17 protein-coding genes are annotated in these 22555 nt (G+C 63.3%); 9 read left to right on the forward strand and 8 right to left on the reverse strand.

The features are described 5' to 3' along the window. Positions 1 to 16 precede the first annotated feature (16 nt). Together RIdsm_RS10620 and RIdsm_RS10625 are read right to left on the reverse strand one after the other, a co-directional pair. Positions 17 to 607 carry an outer membrane protein gene (locus RIdsm_RS10620; protein ID WP_057813347.1) on the reverse strand — a complete coding sequence of 197 codons (591 nt, stop codon included), beginning with the start codon at positions 605 to 607 and terminating at the stop codon, positions 17 to 19. A 500-nt stretch (positions 608 to 1107) separates the two neighbouring features. Beyond that, positions 1108 to 1536: a DUF1489 family protein gene (locus RIdsm_RS10625; protein ID WP_057813345.1), complete on the reverse strand. Its 429-nt coding sequence runs from the start codon at positions 1534 to 1536 to the stop codon at positions 1108 to 1110. Between the two features lie 95 nt (positions 1537 to 1631). Between RIdsm_RS10625 and RIdsm_RS10630 the strand changes: the two genes are divergently transcribed. After that, positions 1632 to 3920 (forward strand): adenosylcobalamin-dependent ribonucleoside-diphosphate reductase, encoded by a 2289-nt coding sequence (locus RIdsm_RS10630; protein WP_057813343.1) that lies wholly within the window; start codon positions 1632 to 1634, stop codon positions 3918 to 3920. 122 nt (positions 3921 to 4042) lie between these two features. Next, positions 4043 to 4393: a hypothetical protein gene (locus tag RIdsm_RS10635; protein WP_143100417.1), complete on the forward strand. Its 351-nt coding sequence runs from the start codon at positions 4043 to 4045 to the stop codon at positions 4391 to 4393. Positions 4394 to 4397: 4 nt separating this feature from the next. Here RIdsm_RS10635 and RIdsm_RS10640 read toward each other — a convergent pair whose 3' ends face one another. Further along, entirely contained in the window at positions 4398 to 4616 is a 219-nt protein-coding gene (locus tag RIdsm_RS10640) for a hypothetical protein (RefSeq protein WP_057813338.1), read from the reverse strand. A 604-nt stretch (positions 4617 to 5220) separates the two neighbouring features. Between RIdsm_RS10640 and phnY the strand changes: the two genes are divergently transcribed. Beyond that, positions 5221 to 6669, forward strand: coding sequence for a phosphonoacetaldehyde dehydrogenase (gene phnY / locus RIdsm_RS10645; protein WP_057813337.1), 1449 nt, complete (start codon positions 5221 to 5223; stop codon positions 6667 to 6669). Positions 6670 to 6681: 12 nt separating this feature from the next. Here the strand turns inward: phnY and RIdsm_RS10650 are convergent, their stop codons facing one another. Further along, positions 6682 to 8220: an alkaline phosphatase family protein gene (locus RIdsm_RS10650; RefSeq protein ID WP_057813335.1), complete on the reverse strand. Its 1539-nt coding sequence runs from the start codon at positions 8218 to 8220 to the stop codon at positions 6682 to 6684. 280 nt (positions 8221 to 8500) lie between these two features. Here RIdsm_RS10650 and RIdsm_RS10655 point away from each other — a divergent pair, with 280 nt between their 5' ends. The 4 genes from RIdsm_RS10655 (at position 8501) to RIdsm_RS10670 (ending at position 13264) form a co-directional block, all read left to right on the forward strand. Further along, complete coding sequence (locus tag RIdsm_RS10655) at positions 8501 to 9634, forward strand: extracellular solute-binding protein (RefSeq protein ID WP_057813333.1); 1134 nt, start codon at positions 8501 to 8503, stop codon at positions 9632 to 9634. 117 nt (positions 9635 to 9751) lie between these two features. Then, positions 9752 to 10864: an ABC transporter ATP-binding protein gene (locus RIdsm_RS10660; RefSeq protein WP_057813331.1), complete on the forward strand. Its 1113-nt coding sequence runs from the start codon at positions 9752 to 9754 to the stop codon at positions 10862 to 10864. Positions 10865 to 10877: 13 nt separating this feature from the next. Then, the gene (locus tag RIdsm_RS10665; RefSeq protein ID WP_057813329.1) at positions 10878 to 11798 is read left to right on the forward strand and encodes an ABC transporter permease; all 921 of its coding nucleotides are present in this window, start codon (positions 10878 to 10880) and stop codon (positions 11796 to 11798) included. Further along, positions 11795 to 13264, forward strand: a complete 1470-nt coding sequence (locus RIdsm_RS10670) for an ABC transporter permease (RefSeq protein WP_082647259.1) — start codon at positions 11795 to 11797, stop codon at positions 13262 to 13264. Before RIdsm_RS10665 ends, RIdsm_RS10670 begins: the two co-directional genes overlap by 4 nt. A gap of 156 nt (positions 13265 to 13420) precedes the next feature. Here RIdsm_RS10670 and RIdsm_RS10675 read toward each other — a convergent pair whose 3' ends face one another. From RIdsm_RS10675 to RIdsm_RS10690, 4 genes are all read right to left on the reverse strand, one after another. Beyond that, positions 13421 to 15154: an IS1 family transposase gene (locus tag RIdsm_RS10675; RefSeq protein ID WP_143100418.1), complete on the reverse strand. Its 1734-nt coding sequence runs from the start codon at positions 15152 to 15154 to the stop codon at positions 13421 to 13423. A gap of 153 nt (positions 15155 to 15307) precedes the next feature. Then, complete coding sequence (locus tag RIdsm_RS10680) at positions 15308 to 17824, reverse strand: Hint domain-containing protein (RefSeq protein ID WP_057819525.1); 2517 nt, start codon at positions 17822 to 17824, stop codon at positions 15308 to 15310. A 117-nt stretch (positions 17825 to 17941) separates the two neighbouring features. Continuing rightward, entirely contained in the window at positions 17942 to 18691 is a 750-nt protein-coding gene (locus RIdsm_RS10685) for a MarR family transcriptional regulator (RefSeq protein ID WP_064259368.1), read from the reverse strand. A gap of 103 nt (positions 18692 to 18794) precedes the next feature. Then, positions 18795 to 19742, reverse strand: a complete 948-nt coding sequence (locus tag RIdsm_RS10690; RefSeq protein ID WP_236553372.1) for a LysR family transcriptional regulator — start codon at positions 19740 to 19742, stop codon at positions 18795 to 18797. 215 nt (positions 19743 to 19957) lie between these two features. On the opposite strand from RIdsm_RS10690, the gene RIdsm_RS10695 reads away from it, so the two are divergent. Together RIdsm_RS10695 and RIdsm_RS10700 are read left to right on the forward strand one after the other, a co-directional pair. Continuing rightward, positions 19958 to 21193 carry an ABC transporter substrate-binding protein gene (locus RIdsm_RS10695; RefSeq protein WP_057819519.1) on the forward strand — a complete coding sequence of 412 codons (1236 nt, stop codon included), beginning with the start codon at positions 19958 to 19960 and terminating at the stop codon, positions 21191 to 21193. Positions 21194 to 21284: 91 nt separating this feature from the next. Next, a complete protein-coding gene (locus RIdsm_RS10700; RefSeq protein WP_057819517.1) occupies positions 21285 to 22553 on the forward strand; it encodes a branched-chain amino acid ABC transporter permease in 1269 nt (422 codons plus the stop codon). Positions 22554 to 22555 lie beyond the last annotated feature (2 nt).

Below are 22555 nucleotides of genomic sequence, written 5' to 3' on the forward strand. Positions count from 1 at the left end.
CCGAACCGCTTTTCGATCAGAAGCGGAAGGTACCGCGCACCTGAACCGTCGTCGCTTCGACGTCGGTGGTGGTCGAGTTGAAATTGTCGAACTCGTGGTACAGAACCTCGCCGCCAACCGACAGGTTTTCGCCGACAAGGTGCTCATAGCCCGCGCCGACGAAATAGCCGTCGTCGTCGCCTGCGCCGCTGACATCGGCATTGGCATAACCGCCGGTGCCGTAGATCAGGCCGTCGCCGACCTTGTAGCCGCTGCGCAGTTTCACGCGATACACGTTCTCGAGCGTGTTCGCGGGCGACAGCGAGATGTCGGCAAAGTCATAGTCCATGCCGGCACCCACGACCCAGTTGCCGAGGTCGTAGTCGTACCCGAAGGTCAGACCGCCGATGGCGCCGTCGCCATCAAGGCCGGGGGCGCTGGTCTCGACGTTGCCATAGCCCAGCTGACCACCGGCGTAGAAGCCGGTCCAGTCGGGGCCATAGTTCACGGGCTGCGGAACCGGCGCCGTGACCGGCTGTTCCTGCGGGGCGGGCTCGAGGCTGCCTGCCAGCGCGGGGCCGGCGACGAGCGCGGAGGTTGCCGCAAGTACGGTAAGCGTTCTCTTCATGTCTGGTCTCCTTTGTCCTGACGACCATGGTCTTTTCTGCTCCGTCCGGTCCGCTGTGCGGCGCCGGGCACCCCTTCGGCATTTCTCGCGTCCGAAGAGTGTTGGGGGCACATAACCGCCTGCGGCGAGGTGACAAGGGGGTGAGGGCACAGGTTCAGGAATTCGTGATCATCCGCGATGCCGCCGGGCGTGAACTGGCTGGATTTAGCCGTTGATTCAGGCGTTTAGGCTGGTTCCTGCGCATGACTTCGCGTCAGGTCCGATGTGTGGCAATCACGCATCGCCCATGCTTTCTGGGGGCAAGGCGCGCGGTCGTTCGTCGCCGCAGACCGGCGATTTGGCGCAACGCCCGCGCACGCTGGATTAACCCGGTGATCCACCGTCCTGCGCACCGACAAAATACCGACGTAATACCGACGTGATACCGACATGGCGAATTGCCGTAAAAACAGGGCGTTAACCCCGATTCGCACCCCGTTTCCGGAAAACCTCGGCGACCGTCACAAAACCCCGATATCGGCCAGCGCCGCCGACAGCCCGGCGGGCAGGGCGTCCTCGTCCTGCCGCGACGCCGGCAGATCGCCCGGCGCATCGCCCGGCTGCAGGTACCGCCACCCCTGGAACGGCCGCTTCTGCGCGGTGGTCGTCCGGACGATCTCCGGGTCCAGCACGATGGCACAGCGCCTGATCCCGTCCTGCCCGATCACCTCGTCGAACCGCAGGATCCGCTGACGGCACTGCACCAGCCCCTGGATCACCCAGTAAAGCGAGCCGCCATCCAGCACCTCGTCCGCCCGCCGCGGCCACATCCGGGTGATGTGACGGGGCAGCCCGTCCTCGGTCTGCGCCCGGCGGGTCGCCTGCCAGTCCGACATGCTTTCCACGTTCTTCGAACCGACGCTGAGTTTGATGAGATGCAGTTTGGCCATAAGATTCTCCTACCAGAGAGAGTATATGGGTATCATCCGACTTCAATAGCTGGTATCTTGAGCGTTCTTTCACGAAAGCCCGGGATATCCCTGACATGAGCCGTTTCGCCGCCCCCATCGCCGAATCCATCTGGGACATGAAATACCGCCTGAAGGATGGCGACGGCACCGTGCATGACCGCACGGTCGAGGACACGTGGCGCCGCGTGGCCCGCGCGCTGGCGCAGAACGAGGCCGATCCCGGGACGTGGGAAGAGAAATTCTTCACGGCACTCGAGGACTTCCGCTTCCTCCCCGCCGGCCGCATCACCGCCGGCGCCGGCACCGCGCGCCAGGTGACGCTCTTCAATTGCTTCGTCATGGGCACCATCCCCGATAATCTCGACGGCATCTTCAACGCCCTCCGCGAGGCCGCGCTCACCATGCAGCAGGGCGGGGGGATCGGCTATGACTTCTCCACCATCCGACCCCGCGGCGCCGAGGTGAAAGGCGTCTCCGCCGACGCCAGCGGGCCTTTGTCCTTCATGGATGTCTGGGATGCCATGTGCCGCACCATCATGTCCGCCGGCTCCCGCCGCGGCGCCATGATGGCCACCATGCGCTGCGACCACCCCGATGTCGAGGATTTCGTCGCCGCCAAGGCCGACGCCTCCCGCCTGCGCATGTTCAACCTTTCGGTCCTGGTCACCGATGCCTTCATGGAGGCCGTGAAGGCCGACGGCCCGTGGGAGCTGAGTTTCGGCGGCAAGGTCTATCACACCATCCAGGCCCGCGACCTGTGGAACCGGATCATGCAGGCGACCTATGATTTCGCCGAGCCCGGCGTGATCTTCATCGACCGCATCAACGAGGCCAACAATCTCGCCTATTGCGAGACGATCTCGGCCACCAACCCCTGTGGCGAGCAGCCCCTGCCGCCCTATGGCGCCTGCCTGCTGGGTTCGATCAACCTGGCCCGGCTCGTGCGCGAGCCGTTCGAGGCCACGGCCCATGTGGACGAGGCCGAGCTCGATGAACTGGTCGGCACCGCCATCCGCATGATGGACGACGTGGTCGACGTCTCGAACTTCCCGCTCGAACAGCAGCGGCAGGAAGCCCAGGCCAAGCGCCGCATCGGCCTTGGCGTCACCGGCCTCGCCGATGCCCTTCTGATGAAGGGCATGCGCTACGGCACGGAAGAGGCCGCCGAACAGACCGAGCGCTGGATGCACCGCATCGCCCGCGCGGCCTATCTCGCCTCGGTCGAACTGGCCAAGGAAAAGGGCGCCTTCCCCCTCTTCGACGCCGACGCCTTCCTCGCCAGCGGCACCATGCAGGCGATGGACGAAGACGTGCGCGCCGCCGTGGCCGAACACGGCATCCGCAACGCGCTTCTCACCTCCGTCGCGCCCACCGGCACGATCAGCCTCTACGCCGGCAACGTCTCCTCCGGCATCGAGCCGGTCTTCGCCTATTCCTACACCCGCAAGGTGCTGCAGAAAGACGGCTCCCGCACCGAGGAAGAGGTCGAGGATTACGCCGTCCAGATGTGGCGCGACAAGTTCGGTGATGCCGAGCTGCCCGACTATTTCGTCAACGCCCAGATGCTCGAACCCGAGGATCACGTCCGCATGCAGGCCGCGGCCCAGAAATGGGTCGATTCCTCGATTTCCAAGACCATCAACGTGCCCGAGGATATCAGCTTCGAGGCGTTCAAGAACGTCTACATGCAGGCCTACGAAACCGGCTGCAAGGGCTGCACCACCTACCGCCCCAACGACGTGACCGGCTCGGTCCTGAGCGTGAGCGAGAAGGCTGACAAGGTCCCCGGCGAGACACCCGTCAACGATGGCGGCCTGCCGGAAGAGGGGGGCGACGTGGTCTACATGTCCGAACCGCTTGACCGCCCGGCGGAGCTCGACGGCGCGACCTACAAGCTGAAATGGCCCGACAGCAACCACGCGATCTATGTCACCGTCAACGACATCGTTCTCAACGGCCACCGCCGCCCGTTCGAGGTGTTCATCAACTCCAAGAACATGGAGCATTTCGCCTGGACCGTGGCGCTGACCCGGATGATCTCGGCCGTTTTCCGCCGCGGCGGCGACGTCTCCTTCGTGGTGGAAGAGCTGAAAGCCGTCTTCGACCCGCGCGGCGGGGCCTGGATGAACGGCAAGTACATCCCCTCCATACTCGCCGCCATCGGTGGCGTGCTGGAACGGCACATGATCCAGATCGGCTTCCTGGAAGGCGAGGGGCTGGGCCTCAAGAGCGACCCGACCGCCGAGGTCGTCAACCTGCCCGGCAAACGCGGCCCGGCCTGCCCGGCCTGCGGGCAATTCGACATGCGGATGGTCGAGGGCTGCATGACCTGCGTCAATTGCGGCCACTCAAAGTGCGGCTAGAAAAGGCATTGTTAACCTGTTTCGGCTGAAATTTGCTGGCGCGTTGCCTAAAAGCGCGGAATGGTCCACCCTAGGGAAACCTGATCGGCGGGTTTTTTGACGAGTCTGACACGAGGTTGGCCGTGAATACCGAGAAGATCGCATTGGCAGGCGAACTTGCACTCGGCCTTCTCGAGGAAGGCGAGGGTGAGCGCGCGCGCCACGATCTGGACGACGATCCTGAGATGCGAGAGGCCTATCGTTACTGGAGCGAGCGTTTCACCGCCCATTACGATATCGGCGCCGGGGCCGAGGTGGCACCGCCGCCCCGTGTGCTCAGTAACATTGAGTTAACCCTTTTCGGCGAGCAGAGCAGGTCGGTCAGGGGAGGCCTGATCGACGCTGTCCGCGCACCGGAAAACCGGGCGCTGGTGGTCACGCTCGCCGTGGCCAAGGCTGCCCTGCTGGCGTGGATCATCTACCTGTTCGTCTGAGCGCTCAGCCTGCCGCCGGAACCGAGCTGCCATCCATGATGCGACCGATGTAAGGCACGATCAGAAGCGTCGCGGCCACGGTCGCCACCAGCCCGACGGACAGAATGCCGACATGCTCGCCGAACCCGTTCGCCAGGGCATAGGCCGCGATCGCGACAATCGGGATGTGCAGGAGGGCTGCGCAGACAATCTGGACACGACGCTTCTGGCGGGTTGCGGTCATCTTGGTCCTCCCTGATCTGCCTGCTGCATGCGCATGTCGGAACATCTCACGTCGCGGAGACGTGCGCAAGGCTCGGGCCGGGAAATGCTGCGCGGCCGACAACCAGACCGGGCATGGAAACGGGGCAGGGCAGAAAAACTTTCGGGGCGGGTACCGTGCTTTGTCCGCACGGCATCCGCCCCGAAACACGCGCAGCCAGATAGGCTGCCTTGTCGAAAGAAGTCATGCATCGGTTCAGGCTGCAGCCTACCTCCGTCGCAACGCGACGGTTTGGCATGCAATGATGCGGTCTTTTCTTACGAGCGAAGCCCGCGCGCGGGTACCCTCCAAACAAAAATACTCGTCATGGCCAAGACTGAATATGATCAGAAATCTGAGCAGGAATAGGGCAAGGCCAAGGTCATTGCATGGTAGGTTTTGCCGGTTTTTGCCCAAAATTATCGCCATGCGTGTGCGGCCTCATGGCGGCTGTCGGAATGCTGGTGTAAATCCCCCTTTGGGCGTGTTGACCGTGCCCGGCGACCGTCACCATTGACTGCCATGCCGACCGCAAAATCGTTACAAGAGCATGCGAGACACCCCGTCTGATCTGAAGGACCTGAGAATGAGCAAGGACGACATCCGCCGGGACGGCATGCGGATCGGTGGCGAGACTGTCTACACCGAAGCCGTCGTCGAGGTGCGCTACCCCTATACCGACGAGGTCATCGGCACGGTCCCCGCCGGCACCGCCGACCACGCCCGCCGCGCTTTCGAGATTGCGGCCGGCTACACGCCGAAGCTCACCCGCTTCGACCGCAGCCAGATCCTGCAAAAGGCCGGGGCGTTGATCGGCGAACGCCGCGAGGACCTCGCCAGGTGGCTGGTGCTGGAGCTTGGCATCTGCCACCAGCACGCCATCTACGAGACGAAGCGTGCGCAGGATGTCTTTCAATTTGCCGCGGCCGAGGCGCTGAAGGACGATGGCGAGGTCTTTTCCTGCGACCTCACCCATAACGGCAAGGCCCGGAAGATCTTCACCAAGCGCGAGCCTGTTCGGGCGATCTCCGCCATCACGCCGTTCAACCACCCGCTCAACATGGTCAGCCACAAGATCGCGCCGTCGATCGCCACCAACAACTGCATGGTCTGCAAGCCGACCGAGCTGACGCCCCTGACCGCGCTGGCGCTGGCGGATATTCTTTACGAGGCCGGCCTGCCGCCCGAGATGTTCCAGGTAGTGACCGGCTGGCCGGCAGATATCGGCGACGAGATGATCACCAACGACAATATCGACATCATCACCTTCACCGGCGGGGTGCCCGTGGGCAAGATGATCGCGTCGAAAGCCGGCTACAGGCGCACGGCGCTCGAGCTTGGCGGGAACGACCCGTTGATCGTGTGCAACGACCTGTCGCAGGCCGATCTCGAGAAGGCCGCCACCATCGCCGTCGCCGGTGCGACGGGCAATTCCGGTCAGCGCTGCACCGCGATCAAGCGCATTCTCGTGCAGGACAGCGTGGCCGACGCCTTCGTGCCTCTGGTGCTGGAACAGGCGAAGGCCATTCGGTTCGGCGATCCGCAGGACCCCGAAACGCAACTCGGCTGCGTGATCCACGCGCAGGCCGCCGAGCTGTTCGAAGCGCGGGTCCACGACGCCGAGAAAGCCGGCGCCACCATTCTCTACCATCCCGGCCGTGACGGGGCCCTGCTGCCGCCGATCGTGGTCGACCGGGTGCCGCATGAGTGTGACCTGGTGATGGAAGAAACCTTCGGCCCGATCATTCCCATCGTGCGCGTGCCGGACGATGATACCGAGGTCATGCGGATATCGAACGGCACGCCATTCGGCCTGTCCTCCGGCGTCTGCACCAACGACCTCAACCGGGCCATCGCGTATATTAATGGGCTGAACGTGGGCACCTGCAACATCTGGGAGCAGCCGGGCTACCGGATCGAGATGTCGCCCTTCGGCGGCATCAAGGACTCGGGCAATGGCGTCAAGGAAGGCGTGATCGAGGCGATGAAGTTCTTCACCAACGTGAAGACCTATTCGCTGCCCTGGCCGGGGTAAGCCTGCCGCCGGTCAACGCCGGAAGCGTTCAACTGTCTTCGGGCCATCAGGCGTTATGGTCGTCAGCGCCAGCGTCTGATCGGCTTGCCGCATCCTGTGGCGTAGCATCTTCCGGGTCAGGCGGGCCAGGTCGGCGGAATGGGCCGGGTCATCCGCGACATTCGCGAATTCGCCCTCCGCGGCCTTGTCGAACAGGATGGGGGGCAGGTCGGCGGCAAACTCGACCAGGGTGAACCGCTCCTCTCGCAGGATCGCAACGCCGCCCTCTGCCTTGCCAAGGCCGAGCTGGTTCTCGAACGCCGTGGGCGTAAGCGGGTCCGACAGGTCGATCTCGGAATAGCTATGGTCCCGCCAGCCTGAAGGGGCCTCGCCCGCCAGCAAGGGCAGCAAGGATGGTCCGTCCATCGCGTTGGGCGGCTGAAGGCCGGCCCAGTCGAGGATCGTGGGCGTGATGTCGATCGACTCGGTGATCGCGTCGACCTGCCGCCCCGCCTGCGCCGCGTTGCCCGGCACCCGGATGATCAGCGGTGTGCGGTACGCGGCGTCGAAGACGCTCAGCTTGCCCCACATGTGCCGGTCGCCCAGCATTTCACCATGATCGGCGGTCAGCACGATCAGGGTTTGGTCATATTGATCGGTGGCTTTCAAAAACTCCAGCACCCGGCCGATGTGATGGTCGACCTCTGCCGCCAGCCCGAGATACGTGGCGCGAAGCTGCTGCACGGCCTCGTCGGTGGGCCGCAGCTCGCCGAACCCGTCCACCATCGCCGAAATCGGGGCGTGGGCCTGTGCAGGGGCCATGAACGGATGCAGCGCCTGCTCGTCCTCTGCCGTTCCCATCCGGGCGGGCAGGGGAAGAGCGGCCGGGTTCACCAACGCATGATAGGGCGCCGGTGCCACAAGCGGCGGATGCGGGCGGATATAGGTCAGGTGCGCGCACCACGGGCGCGCCGCCAGGCCTTTCATGTGATCGAGAAACCGATCGGTCAGGAACGCGGTGTCGCTGTCCCCGGCGGCATAGAGAGCGGGGTCGCCAAGCCGGAGCGCCCGGCCTTCGGGGGCCTTGGGAATGTAGACCTTCGCATAATCCTCTGCCGGATACCCCCTTGCCAGCAGATGCGCGCGCCAGGGGAGGGATTCCTCCAGCCGCATCTCGACGATTTCCCGGAACCCCGCCATCGGATACTCGTAGGTTGTCAGCGCCGGGTGCCCCTCGGGCCATGCGCGGGGATCCTGCGAGGTGTCGGTATAGCCGAAAAGCAGCGGGTCGTAGCCCGCGCCGCGCAGCTCGGTGGCAAGGTTGGGCGTGTCATGAGCCAGGGGCGTGCCGTTCCGGATGGACCGGTGGTTCATCGCATACTGGCCCGTCAGGATCGATGCGCGCGACGGCCCGCACGGGTTGGTGACCGAAAAATGCCGGTCGAATCGTACCGCGTCTGCCGCCAGCCCGCGGATGTTGGGCAGGCCCACATGCGCCCCCAGCGCCCCGAACACGCAATCGGTGCGCAGTTGGTCGATGATAATGAAAAGGATGTTTCCCTGTCGCGGCATCGCCCGCCGTTTCCCACCTCGTGCCGACGCCGGCCGGCCAGCAGACGCAAGGCCTGCGAGCGAAGAACGCCCTCGGCGCGATCAGTCCAGTTCGTCCGTTTCTGCCTATATTTTGTACCGCAAGACGGAAGAACTTGCGGAGAATCGGTACATCTGGACTTATCTATTCTGCGAACTGTCACTTCGCGATATGGGAATTGGGGGCGACACTCCGCAACATAAAACCGTTACAAGAATTACCGAGGTTCATCGGGTCTAAAGTCCTGAAGGGAGAATTCACATGACAACCAAATCCAACCTCACCCGCCGGTCGGTTCTGCGGGGGGCCACCACGATGGGTGCCGCCGCACTGGCCGCACCGCTTTATTCGAAAAGCGCGCTGGCCTCGTCGGGCGAGATCAACATCCTGATGTGGTCGGATTACCTGCCCGAGAAATTCATCGCCGATTTCGAGGGCGAGACCGGGATCAAGATCAACTACACCGGCATCGGCTCGAACGAGGAAATCATCAACAAGATGAAGGCCACCAAGGGCCAGGGCTTCGACATCGTCAGCCCCACCAACAACCGCTCGCTCCAGTGGGAGCCGCTGGAACTGCTTCAGCCCTTCGACATGAGCAAGGTCAACATCGACGCGGTGAACCCGGCGATGGCCAAGATCGGCACCGACGCGTGGAACTTCGGCGGTGAAGGCGTGCATTGGCTGCCGCATATCTGGGGCACCGAGGGCATCGCCTATCGCACCGACCTGTGGCTGCCGAGCGGCGACGCGCCGAGCTATGGCGATGTCTGGTCGGAAGAGAACGCCGGCAAGACCATGGGTCGCGCGCACTCGATGATGCTGGGCGCCGGCCTCTACATGGAAGCCTCGGGCCAGATGGAGCCGGGCTCGGTGTGGTCGGCCTATAGCGACGAGGAAACCATGCGGAAGGTCTGGACCCAGATCGCCGACTGGACCATCGAGCGCAAGAACCGCATCAAGCTGATCTGGAACGATGCCGACACGCAGAAGAACGGCCTTCTGAATGAAGGTGTGATCGTCGGCCAGACCTGGGATGGCCCGCCGCTGGCGCTGAAATCCGCGGGCGAGCCGGTGCACTACCAGGCGCCGGTCGAGGGCGCAATGGCCTGGGTCGACGGCATGTCGGTGCCGATCGGGGCCCAGAACATGGAGCAGATCTACGCCTTCATCGATTTCGCCTACCAGCAGGAGCCTGCGGGCGTCGCGATCGACAGCCACGGCTACAACTCGCCGGTTCTGGGCGCAGACCAGTATTCGGGCGACACCTACAAGAAGAACTTCGCCGAGGCCTATCCGGGCGACAGCCTGGCCAACCTGAACCCGTGGCCGGCCGAAGCACCCTGGTACGCCGAAGTGCGCACCGAGTTCGTCAACAAGTTCAAGAGCGCCTGAACCGCGCCTTGCCAATACCCCCGGCCCCCTTGCGGGGCCGGGGTTTTTTCCATGACAGACCAGCGCGCGGCGGCCCGGGACAGGCCGGAATAGCGCGCGGCAGACGGGGGATAGCGGATGAGTGCGGGGGTCGGTGTCGATCTTGAGAACCTGTGGATCAGGTTCGGCGATTTCGTCGCGGTGCGCGATGCGAACGTGGCCATCAAAGGGGGGAACTTCTTCTCGTTCCTCGGGCCGTCAGGCTGTGGCAAGACCACGATCCTGCGCGCGGTTTCGGGGTTCCTGGAACCCTCCGAGGGCCGGGTGCTGATCGGCGGCAACGACATGAAGGGGATCGGCCCCAACAAACGCCCGACCGCGCTGATCTTCCAGAACCTCGCGCTGTTCCCGCTGATGAAGGTGTGGGAGAACATCACCTTCTCGCTCGAGATCAAGGGCGCCAGCACGGCCGAACGCCGCAAGCGCGCCGACGAGCTGCTCGAGATGATCGCGCTCAAGGGGCAGGGGGACAAGCTGCCCTCCGAACTCTCCGGTGGCCAGAGGCAGCGGGTGGCGATTGCCCGCGCGCTCTGTGCCGAGCCTGATGTGCTTCTCCTCGACGAACCGCTTTCGGCGCTCGACCTCAAGCTGCGCCAGCACATGCGTACCGAGCTGCGCGAAATCCAGCAGCGTGTCGGCATCACCTTCATCTACATCACCCACGACCAGGGCGAAGCGCTGACCATGTCCGACCAGATCGCGGTGATGAAGGCCGGCGTGATCGACCAGATCGACACGGGCCGCACCATCTACAACGATCCGGCGACCGCGTTTGCGGCCTCCTTCGTGGGCGAGAACAACGTCTTCCGCGGCACCATCAAGGAGGTGAAGGGCGACGAGGCCGTGATCGCGACCAACCGTTCTGGCGACTTGCTGGCGACGATCTCCACCGCCAACCGGGGCAAGATGAAAGCCGGCGACAAGGCGATGGTGTTCATTCGTCCCGAGGCCTTCTCCATCGCCACGACCGGCGCCAAGGGCGATCACTTCGTCACCGCCAAGGTCACCAACGAGGAATTCGAGGGCAACGCCTACAACATCTTCATGGAGGGTGAGGGCGGCAAGGAGCTGAAGGTGGCCCTGCCCAATGTCGGCCAGTCCTTCCAAAGCCATCTCGGGGCGCCGATGACGCTGGAATATGACGTGAGGAACGCGATCATCGTGCCTCACGGCGAGCTGGCGACGGAATAGGGGGGACGACGTGATGCCCCGCTTCCTGAAAGAATTCTTCAACCGCAACGGCACCGGCATGGGCCTGATCATGCTGGGTCTCGTCCTGTTCTGGACGATCGGCCTGATCATCCTGCCGCAATTGTCGATGCTCGACTTCTCGTTCCGGCCGAACCTGCCGCCGCCGGAATATGGCGGGCCCAAGGACGTCTACACGCTGGAGAACTACCAATACCTGATCTTCGGGCCCGAGGGCGGCAGCCAGAGCTACAACTCGGTCGACCTGCGGGTCTTCTACCGCACGATCATCGCCGCGATATTCGTGACGCTCTTCAACCTGATCCTGTGCTACCCGATCGCCTATTACCTCGGGCAGTCGAAGGGCAACCACATCCGCATTTTCGCGCTGATGCTGATCATCCCCTACTGGATCAACGAGATCCTGCGCGCCTTCGCGCTGCGGATCATCTTCGGCGAAAGCGGGGTGATCAACTCGGTACTCATGGGGCTCGGCATCTTCGACGCGCCCTTCGACTTCATCCGCAACGACATCGCGCTCTATGCGGGCCTCGGCTATGCCTACATCCTGCTGATGATCTTCCCGATCTACAACGTGATCGAAAGCCTCGACCGCAACCAGATCGAAGCGGCCCGCGACATGGGCGCGAGCTGGACCAAGATTCACCGGCGGGTGGTCATCCCCTATGCCAAGCCCGGCATCAGCTCGGGCTGCACCATGGTCTTCATGCTGAGCGCCGGCGCGCTGGCCGCGCCGCAGATCCTCGGCGGGCCGTCGAGCCTTTGGTTTACCCAGCTGATCTACCAGCAGTTCAACGACAACAATGACTGGCCGCAGGGCGCGGCCTACGCGATCGTTCTGCTGGTGACCTGTATCCTCTTCGTTCTGGCGATCATGCGCCTGTTCAAGGTGAACATGGGGGATATCGGGAAATGAACCTGTCCGCCATCCGCGTCAGCGTCTGGATCTACCTCGCGATCTTCTTCGCCTACCTGCTGGGGCCGCTGGTGATCATGTCGGTCACGGCGTTCAACTCGTCGGCCTTTCCGCGGGCGACCCCGTGGGAATGCCTGACATTCGACTGGTTCGGAGAGCTCTTCCGGGACGAGCGCATCCTGAACGGGATCAAGAACTCCTTCATCATCGGCGCGGGCACTGTGGTGCTGTCGGTGGCGATGGGTCTGGCGGCGGCGCTGATGCTGACCCAGATCTGGCCCAAGCTGCGCGCCACCTATTACACGGTGATCATCGCGCCGATTCTCATTCCAGGCGTGGTGCTGGGCATCTCGACGCTGGTCTTCTGGGACCGGATCAACCGGTTCCTGGGGCTTGGCCCCGACAGCTTCCTGTCGAACGGCATCTTCCTGACGGTCATCGGCCAGTCGACCTTCATCGCCAGCTACTGCATGCTGGTACTGGTCGCCCGGCTGCAGCGCTACGACATCGGACAAACCGAAGCGGCGCTCGACCTCGGCGCCACCCATGCCCAGGCGTTCCGCAAGGTGCTGCTGCCGTTCATGCGGCCCGCCATCGCCTCGGCCGCGGTGCTGGCCTTCCTTGCCAGCTTCGAGAACTACAACACCACCACCTTCACCTTCGGCCAGTACCCGACACTGACGATCGAACTGGCCCAGAAGGTGCGCTATGGCATCAACCCGTCGATCTCGGCCCTGGCCTTCATCATCGTCGTGCTGACCGTGTTCTTCGCCCTGCTGAACGAGTCGATCATCCGGCGGCGCGAACTGGCTTTCGCGGCCCGGCAAAACAAGTCCGTGGGCGAGGTCACAGGCGGTGTGAAGCTGCCGCGTTTCCTGTCTGGCAACCCTGCCGCCATCGTGCTGGTGATCTTCTGCATCGGTGCGATCACGGTCGTGGGCACCGCCTCGGCCTACAGCCCCGACGCCTGTATTCAGCGCGTGACGGAAGAGAAGCGCCTCGAAGCCGAGCAGCGCATCCAGGAACTGCGCGAACAGCGCGAGGAGGAACGGCGCCAGCGGGAAGAGGAGCGGCAGCGCAAGTTCGAAGGCGTGTTCGACCCTGACGAGCTGACCCCGGGTACCGAGGCGCCGGAAGACGCCGCGCCGAACACAGGCGACAATTCCGGCTTCGGCAATGTCTTCGATCCCGGCAACCTGCAGGGAGAGGAAGAAGAGAGCACGGCACCGGGAGAAGAGACCGACAGCTCCGGCTTCGGGAACGTCTTCGACCCGGGCAACCTGCAAAGCGAGGAAGACAACAGCGCGGCACCGGACGAAGAGAGTGATACCTCGGGCTTCGGCAACGTGTTCGACCCCACCAACCTGCAGGGTGGATCTGAGGACGAAAGCACGGCGCCGGAGGCCGACAGTAACAACTCAGGCTTCGGCAACGTGTTCAATCCCGACAACCTGCAAAGCGAGTAGGCGGGAGCGTTCCGCCGGAGGCTGATACCGCCGCACAAGCTGGGGCTCTCGCCGCCGTGACAACACCCGCAACGAAAAAGGGGCGCCCCGCAAGGCGCAAGCCCCTTACCGTATGTGTGGAAGATTGCGCGCTGCCAATGGCAGCGCGCTTTTTATTCATTCTCCGAAGAGATCCCGCTCGTAGACTTTGCCCTTAGCGAGGCCGAGTTTCATCGCCGGGGTTCGTTTTGTGTCCCGTGATCCCATCCAGTTGTGGTGAAAGCGGTAGATCTCGATGATCTTGACCAGCATCTCCGGCTTGTAGAGGAAGTGCCGATCCCAGGTTCGGCCATTCGCGCTTGGCGTCGAGACTGGCCGGGATGCTGGCCGCACATTGCTGCGAATCTTGTGGAAATAGCTGTCCACGCTCCGCAGCGTGGCGAGACGCATCAATCTCGCGCATCGCTCTGTTGAGAGCTCGGGTCGGTCCGTCTTGAGATCAACGGCCCGGGAAGGTTCGGACTTCGTGTGATACGGCCAATCGAAGGGAGAGCCGATAGGCCTGCCGGCGAGACGCTTGACGATCTCCCTGTCGATTTCCTCGTTCAGCACGAACTCCGGCAGGCTGTTGAGCTGATGTGCGGTCAGGTTGAGATCATTCCGCAAGTCTCGGCGCCCTTGGGCATAGAGAGCCTCGCGTGCGTCGTTGAACTCGTATTTGGCGAAGGACACTGTTGCCACATCCACCCGACCCACCGCGACCTCCGGCGCGAAGGCTGCGAGAAAAGCCTTGCTGAGGCCGGCGTCGCCGTCCTGAACGAAAAAGAAGCGGCTTTCGGATCTCGACACCATTCGGCGGAGCATCAGCGCGTGAGCAAACTGCTGGATGTCTTGGCGCACGAGGCCGCCTACATGCGGCAGTTGTAAACCCAGATCGACATCTGCGAGGATCTCGGGGTCGATCTCGGCGCCTGCGGTGATGTCGTCGAGATATTTCTTGAACTCGGAGGCCGTCCAGAGACGTCCGTGGTGCCGCCAGCAGCGGTCCTTTGCCAGATCTCCATTGGCCGACATGTCGGCCTCGATCTGTCTCATATCGCCCGTAGGGTCGAACTGGAGATGCCCGAGGACGATGAAGCCCGAGTTCGCGTGCGCGGTGCAGAGGTGCTGCACGGACACGGAAGCACGCTTCTTGCGGTTGGGCCAGTTGAGGGTCAGCGTCTGGCTGTCCGTCGCAAAGCGGCGGCCATATCTCACCCAGTCGACATCGCGGAGATCGCCTTCCCGCCGATCGGTGAACTCTCGAACCCGATCGTAGATGAAGTCGATCTTCCGATAGACATCACGCGGCGCGACATCGGCGATCTCCGTGATCTTCGACAGGGAGGTTCCGTGAACGAGCAGTTTCAGGATCTGCCCGTTCTTGGATTGGCGTCGATGATTGCGGGCCGGATGGCCAATGGTGAATGTCGATCGACATTTCTTACAGGCGTATCGCTGATGCCCAGCTTTGGTCCGCCCCGTCCTCCAGTAGAGATCAGGTCTTTTATCCACCGTTTTCCCGTGTGAAAGGCAATCAGCATTTGGGCACGACTTGCCCATACCGTGGAAGCATTGCAATCGCCGCAGGCGTGTGTATTCTTCTACGATAGCTCGGTTGTTTTTGACGACAGACTCCTGGCCGCAATATCCGCATTCGAAGTATTTGTCGTCGCCGGTGCCTCCGACTTTCCCGCGAGGAAAGTTGGCATTCACAGCCGAGAGCCTGAGGCCCCGGCCATCACGGGGATCGGGGCGAACACCGAAATGGGCGCATTGCGCATTCCGGCAAAAGTTCACATCCACTCCGAAAAACGGGAGAGGAAGGCGCCGTTTCGGGCCTGTCGCAGATTTTTGCGAGACGGACTTCACCTGATATCTCCATTCGTGGATTCGTTCAGGTCAAGTTTCTAAGGATAAGGTTGGCCACTTTGTGGCCAACCGAAGCATTTTCTTCAACACATCTGGTAAGGGGCTTGCGCAAGGCGCCCCTTCTTTGTACTCGAACCTTCAGCGCCTGGGCGCTTACTCTTTGATCAGTTCGGGGTTCTCGGCCAGCACCCGGGCTTCGCGCACCTTCAGGGTCGGGCGCACCGGCTCGGAATAGGCCGTGACATCCTCGCGCAGTTCCGGGAAGAGCTGCAGGATTTCCTCGCGGGCATCCTCGGCAAAGGCGCCCATGCCCACGTGACCGGGGTGGAAGCTTTCCGACGGGATGCCCTCGGCATAGACCAGCTCGTGACGGTCGAACATCATGTGGAAGTAATCCACCGTGCCGCCTTCCAGCGGGAAGACCGTCTCGTCGTTGATCAGTGCCTTCGCGGGCACCAGGGCCTCGGGCTTGCCGAACATCAGCTCCACGTGCCAGCCACGCACCAGCATCCGGTGCTGCGGCGAGACGCGCAGGTCACGCTCGTTGCCCATGGCGCCCTTGCGGATCACCACCGGGGCAAGGCTGCCCTCCGCCGGGACGGTCGTCGAGCCGATCCAGCGGATCTTCTGGAAGCCGTGGTCCATGGTGATCACTTCGTCGCCTGCCTTGAGTTCCTCGATCGGAACAGAGCCGCGGCGCGTGGCGATCAGGGTGCCGGAGACGAAGCAGGGCACGTTGGTGTTGTCGTAGGTCAGAGCCGACCCGGTGACAGCCCCGCCGGCACCGTCCTGCAGCGTGAGATCGACACCGCCGATCTGACCCGAGTAGTCGGTTCCGTCGATGTTACCGTCGAGACGACCATCCTCGGCATCCGCGCGCATCATTTCGAGCGGGGTGTCGAAGTCGCCGCCGGCTGCGTTCACATCGGCCACCGTGGTGTCGTTGTAGAAGCTGCTGAGGTCGACGAAGTCGTTGTTGGTCTGGTCGCCATCGGTGATCGAGCCGGTGTCGCCGACGCCGAAGTCGGTGATCGTGTCGGCACCCTCGGCCGACAGCTCGAGGAACGTGTCGTTGCCGTCGCCGCCGGTCATTTCGTCATTGCCGATATTGCCGTCGAGGAAGTCGTCGCCCTGACCGCCGATCAGCGTGTCGTCACCTTCGCCGGCGTCGATCGTATCCTGGTCGATGCCGCCGTCGATATAGTCGTTATCGTCGCCGCCGAAGATCAGGTCATTGTCGTCTTCGCCATAGATCACGTCCTCGCCCGCGCCGCCATAGATCGTGTCCATGCCGTTGTCGGTCACCAGGTCGGGGCTGGGGAAGCCGGTGTCTTCGTCGGTGATGTTCAGTTCATCGGGGAAGCTCGGGCCAAGGCCGCCATAGACGGTGTCGTTGCCGTCGCCCGCTTCGACGTAATCCGAGCCTTCGCCGGTGGTGATCAGGTCGTCGCCGTCACCGGCATAGACCTCGTCATCGTCGATGCCCGAGTTGATCGTGTCGTTGCCGCCGCCCGACACGATGGTGTCGGCGTCGTCGCCGGTGCGGATGCTGTCGTTGCCGTCGCCGGTCGTGACCATGTCGCGATCGTCGTTCGGGTCGCTGTCGGCCGGGAACAGGCCCGGATAGCCGCGATCGGGCAGGGCCGCCTGGCCGAGGTCGGACGACGTGTCGATGGTGTTGTCGCCATCCATGTCTTCCACGACGTCGTTGCCGTCGCCACCTGTGATGGTGTCGTTGTCGTCACCGCCCGAGAGCGTGTCGTCGCCGTCACCGCCGTCGATCGTATCCTCGCCGCCACCGCCATCGATGACATCGTCGCCGTCGCCGCCGCTCAGGTCGTCATTGCCCGGCGTTCCGACATCTCCACCCGAGACGTTGAAGGCGATATCCGTGACGTTGACGCCGCTGTTGCCGCCGCCGTCCTGGCTGTGGACCACTTCGAAATAGGCGACCGGACCCGGGATGCTGACCTTGAAGGAATGCTCGGGGTCGTTGTCATCGGTGTAGTTCTGGTCGTTGCTGTCGGCGAAGTTGTCGCCGGGCAGGCCGTTGGTGCTCGAGGTGTCGATACCGGTTCCGGCGTCCTCGATGTAAACGGGAACCTCGTTGCCGTTCTCATCGTAGGCGCGCACTTCGACAAGGCCGTCGCCGTCAAGGTCGTTCACACGGAACTCGACATCCTCGATCGTGCCTTCGTCAGAGGTCCAGCGGTAGGTGGTGCTGTTGCCGTTGACGTTGGTCACGGATTCGAAAGACGCGTCCTCGGCCACCTCATCGTCGAGGCCCGCGGTCAGCTGATCCTCGGTCTGGTACTGGCTCTGCGTCCCTGCATCCTCGTTCTCGATGGAGAAGGTGATCGACGCTTCGCCGGTGTCCTGGGTGAAACCGCTGGCATAGGCGAGATCGGCGAAGCCGGGGGCGTCGGCCCACTGGAAGATTTCACGCGCGCTGCCACCGGACGTACCGTCGGGCCCGTCGCCGAAAATCACGTCATTGCCGCCGGCACCATCGATGGTGTCGTCACCGCCATTGCCGTAGATCGTGTCGTCGCCATTGGTGATCTGGTCTCCGCCCTGATCGGTCGGAGCGTTCGAGTCATCGTAACCGAGACCCATGTTCTCGCCGGTATCTTCACCGTCGACAATGCCGGGATTATTGGTCGGGGCCATAATCGTGTTCCTCTTTACTGGATCGCCGGACGCCGGATGACGCACCGGTACTTGCATTGAGGAAAGTGTTAATCCGGCCGACCCGTCATGGCAAACGAGTCATTCCGTATATTGAAATCACTCGCGTATTGTGGACAGATTTGGAAACATTCCGGGAAGTAGCCGCCCAATTGCCTCCGCAGTTTCGACACAATCTCGCTGTCTGACGCGCCCCGACCCACCGGAAATAAGGCGAATCGCTACGGCCTGATCCGAATCGTCCTTAACCCGAACGCAAAGCGCGCCTTGCTGCGCATTCCAGATATAGCCCTGGTACTGTGCCTGCCTGTAACGATCGAGGAAATCATGCTCCACGGTGGCATCGCCGCCGGAGGCCCGCAGGGCGCGGGCGGTCATGCGGGTCACCGCAACCGGGTCGAACCGTGACAGCAGGACAGAGACCAGATCGCTTTCGAGGAAGTCGAGTTCGGCCTCCTGGTCCGGCATGGTGGTTTCGACGAGGCGCGCTTCGCCGTCCGGGCTTAAGACCGCGATTTCACACTGCATTCTGCGGTGCTTGAGCGCCTCGTCCACGGCTTTCGAGACAGGATCGATGCCGGGCGGGCTGAAAAACGCGCCGCGAAAACTGTCGCGCAGACCGGACGTGACGATTACGTGCATCTTGCCCAGTTGATAGCGCACGAAGCCCTGGTCGATCAGCGCATGGATGGCGCGATGCACGGCCGTGCGGCTGAGCCCGCTCAGGTCCGTCAGGTGTTGCGGGGACACCGGTCCATGATCCAGCACCAGACCCAGAACCAGGAGGGCCCGGCCAGCCGAGCCGGTCACGGGGGCATTCATGGCCTCGATGTCGGGGCTGTCGCTCATGCGCATCCGACTTTCGCCACATTTCCGCCCCAATGACGATGGCAGGTCATCATTTCCGGGGCAGAGACAACGGCTGCGTCAGGGGATATGCGGCGCGTCGTCCTCATTGCGCCTGCACCGGCCCGACCGGCTTGGGCGAGAAACCCAGAGGACTGAGCCCGTCATAGGTGCGGTCGGCGAGTGTCTTGGCGGCGATCTGCGCCTTCAGGGCCGAAAGGAACTTCCCCTCGGCCCGGCTGAGCCGGCTTGCGGGGTTGGTAACGACGTAAATGTCGACAGCCGGCGGGTTTTCGTAGGGCGGCAAGCGCCACAGCGTGCCGTTCTCCAGATCCTGCCGCACCACGTGGATGGGGAGCGGGCCGATGCCCAGGCCGCAGGAAATCAGCCGCCGCACCTCTTCCAGGTGGGTCGACCGGCCAACGATGTTGTGATCGAGGTCGTTATCGCGGCGGAAGATGGCCACCGGCCGCAGGGCATCGTCCATGCTGTCGGTTTCGAAGGACACTCCGGCACAGCCGCGCAGATCGCTGATATCGAGGTTCCGCCGTCCGTAAAGCGGGTGAGGGGGGCCGCAGAAGAAACCGAAATGCTCGCGATAGATTCGTTCGTATTCCAGTTTTGCCAACCGGCGATTGAGCAGACAGATCCCGAAAGGTGCCGTTTTTTCCAGCACACCGCGCAAAACATTGCGGCTGGTCTCGATACGGATTTCGAAACTGACCTCTGGATAGGCGCGGTGGAAGTCGACGAGGGTCTGGTCGAGGATCGGGGTGACAACGTGGCTGGCCAGCAGGATTTCGACATGCCCCGTCAGCTCCTTGGTGGCCGATTGGGTCAGGTCCGCCAGCCGGGAGATCGAGCCGTAGATTTCGGTGCATTCGCGGTAAAGTTCCCGCCCTGCAGAGGTCAGCCGGAACGCGCCGCCCCCACGTTCTATAAGGCGGCTGCCGATTTGCGCCTCGAGGCGGCCGAGGGCAACGCTGACCGTTGGCTGGCGTCGCAGGAGGCGGGTTGCGGCCGCCGTGATCCCGCCTTCCTCGACGATCACCACGAAGGTGCGCAGCAGGTTCCAGTCGAGGTTGGTTACGAACTTGTCGGCGTGGTTCAGCGCCTCGTCCTTTCACTTTCGGGGCCAGATCCGCGGCCCCATAAATCTCGTCTATGCTCTGAATAGGTATTATCAATTTGAGGCATTTTGACGGTGCCTGCAATAGTTTGGCCTACGAGGCTCTGGAAAAAGAGCCGGGAACCAACGGGAGACATTCAATGACGACTTTCAGATTGCTGACCGCCACCGCGGTCGGCGCCCTTGTGACGGCCGGCGCCGCCATGGCCGCCGATTGCCCCATCAAGATCGGCGGTATCGCCCCGCTTTCGGCCCCCGGCACCGTGGTCGGCGGTGAGGCGATGCGCGAGGCGATGCTGATCGCCGAGGAAGACATCAACGCGGCCGGCGGCGTGCTGGGCTGCGACATCGAGGTGGTGATCGGCGATTCCGAGGGCCTGCCCGAGAAGGGTGCCGCCCTGATGGAGAAATTCATTTCGCAGGATGGCGTTGTCGCCGTGGGTGGCGGCTATCACAGTTCGGTCGGCGTGGCGTCGAAGGACGTGGCGCAACGCCTTGGCGTGCCGACGGTCTTCGCCGAGACGTGGAATGACACCATCACCGGCGACAAGCAGAAATACATCTTCCGCATCGCGCCGCTCAGCTCGTGGGCCTCGGCAACCATCTGGCAATTTGCGCTGACCGTGCCGGGCGTCGAAAAGGTGGCGATCCTGACCGAGAACACCGACTACGGCATTCCCGCCTCGCAGGAAACCGCGAAGGGCCTGGAAAGCGGCGGCGTGGAAAGCACCACCTTCTCGGTGGATATCGGCACGCAGGACTATGCCGGCATCGTGCAGCGGATCAAGGCCGAGAACCCGGACATGATCATTACCCTGGTGACGGGCGAGGCCGCCTACAACTTCACCCAGCAGGCTGCGGATGCCGGCATCGGGCCGCTCGATCTGCCCTTCGTGACCGGGCAGGACGCGCTGGAATCGGGCGCCTACTGGCAGAACGTGCCGGACGGGCAGAACGCCTTCGTGCAGCGGATCGGCGTGCCCGAGACCCAGTTCACCGAAAAGGGCAAGGCCTTCGCCGCCACCTACAAGGAGCGGATGGGCAAGTCTGACGTCGAGAGCTACGCGATGGAGGCCTACGATTCGATCGCCATCATTGCCCAGGCGATCGAAGAGGCCGGTTCGACTGACGCCGACGCGATCGTCACGGCACTGGAAGGGATCGAGCATGACGGTACGCTCGGCAAGATCTACTTCCCCTATGGCACGCAGAAAGACCCGTCTGAAGATGGCAAGGGCGACGAATGGTGGCACCAGTGGCCCGATCCGGCGCTGACCATGATCCAGTACCAGGAAGAAGGGCAGGACTCGACCAGTGCGGCGATCGTCTACCCGGATGCCTACAAGACGGCTGAACCCGTTTTCGTGAACGAGTGATCCGCTGATCCGCCCGGGCGCTCTGATGGCGCCCGGGCCCGCCACAATCCGAAAACAGCCGGGACAAACCCGGCGTGACACGGGGGACATCGTGGAATTTCCGTTGCTGTTCTGGGGCGTGCTGGCCTGGATGATCTTCTGGGCTGTCGCCGGAAGCATTCTCATCAAGCGCCGCTATCTCGCCCGCGATCTCGACACGTCGAACGCGGCCTTCATCGGCACCATGGCCGGCGCCTCGCTTGGCCCGGTTGGGCTGGCTGCGGTCTGGGCGGCGACGCCGCGCGCGTCGGTTTACCTGACCACGTCGCTGGCGCTGCTGACCGTGCTGATCGTCGCGGTGACGTTCAGTTTCGCCGACCCCGACAATATCTGCGTCGTCTCCGGTGGTTTCGTGGCCAGCCAGTTCGTGAACGGGCTGATCATAGGCATCATCTACGGGTTCATGGCGCTTGGCCTGTCGCTGATCTTTTCGATCCTCGGTGTGGTCAGCTTCGCCCATGGGGAATTCTACATGATCGGCGGGATGCTGGTTTATTTCATCACCGAGGTCTGGTTTCCCGGGATCAACCCGCTGATGGGGGTGTTGGGCGCCTGCCTCGTGGCCTTCCTGCTGGGCGCGGCGTTCGAGCGGCTGATGCTGACGCCGATGTATCACGGCAAGATCGACCGGCCGATCGAATACGGGATCCTCGTGACCTTCGGCCTGGCCTTCACGCTGCAGTATTTCGTGCAGGCTCTGGTGGGCGCCAACCCGGTGAAAGCGCAGCGCTTCCTCGAATTCCCGCGCTGGCGTTTCCCCGCCGAGGCCGACCCGATCTGGATCAAGACCAGCCGGGGCAGCATGACGCTCTTCGAGCAGGTCACCATTTCCAGCCCGCGTTTCACCGCGGCCATCACCTGCATCCTCGTTCTGGCGGCGCTTCTCTTCCTGATGCATCGCACGTGGACAGGAAAAGCCCTGCGCGCCGTTAGCCAGGACCGCGAGGCCGCCGCCATCACCGGCATCAACCCCAACACGATGAACATGCTGGCCTTCGCCCTAGGGGGCATGATCGCCGCGCTGGCCGGCGCGCTGCTGGTGCAGGCCTTTTCATGGTTGCCGCAGGTGGGCGCCATCCCCGCGATGCGCTCCTTCGTGATCGTCGTGCTGGGCGGGCTCGGCTCTTTGCCCGGGGCCTTCATCGGCGGCATCATGGTCGGCCTTGTCGAGGCCGCGGGGACCGGCTGTGTTCCCGACGCTCAGAAAGCCGCCAGCTATATCCCGGCCTACGGCATGATCGTGCTCACGCTCACGCTGCTGCTGCGGCCCACGGGCATGTTCGGCCGCCGCTTCGCCAGCGGCATGCACGGACAGGGCTAGGG

The sequence above is a fragment of the Roseovarius indicus genome (assembly GCF_008728195.1).
GTDB classification, from domain to species: Bacteria; Pseudomonadota; Alphaproteobacteria; order Rhodobacterales; family Rhodobacteraceae; genus Roseovarius; species Roseovarius indicus.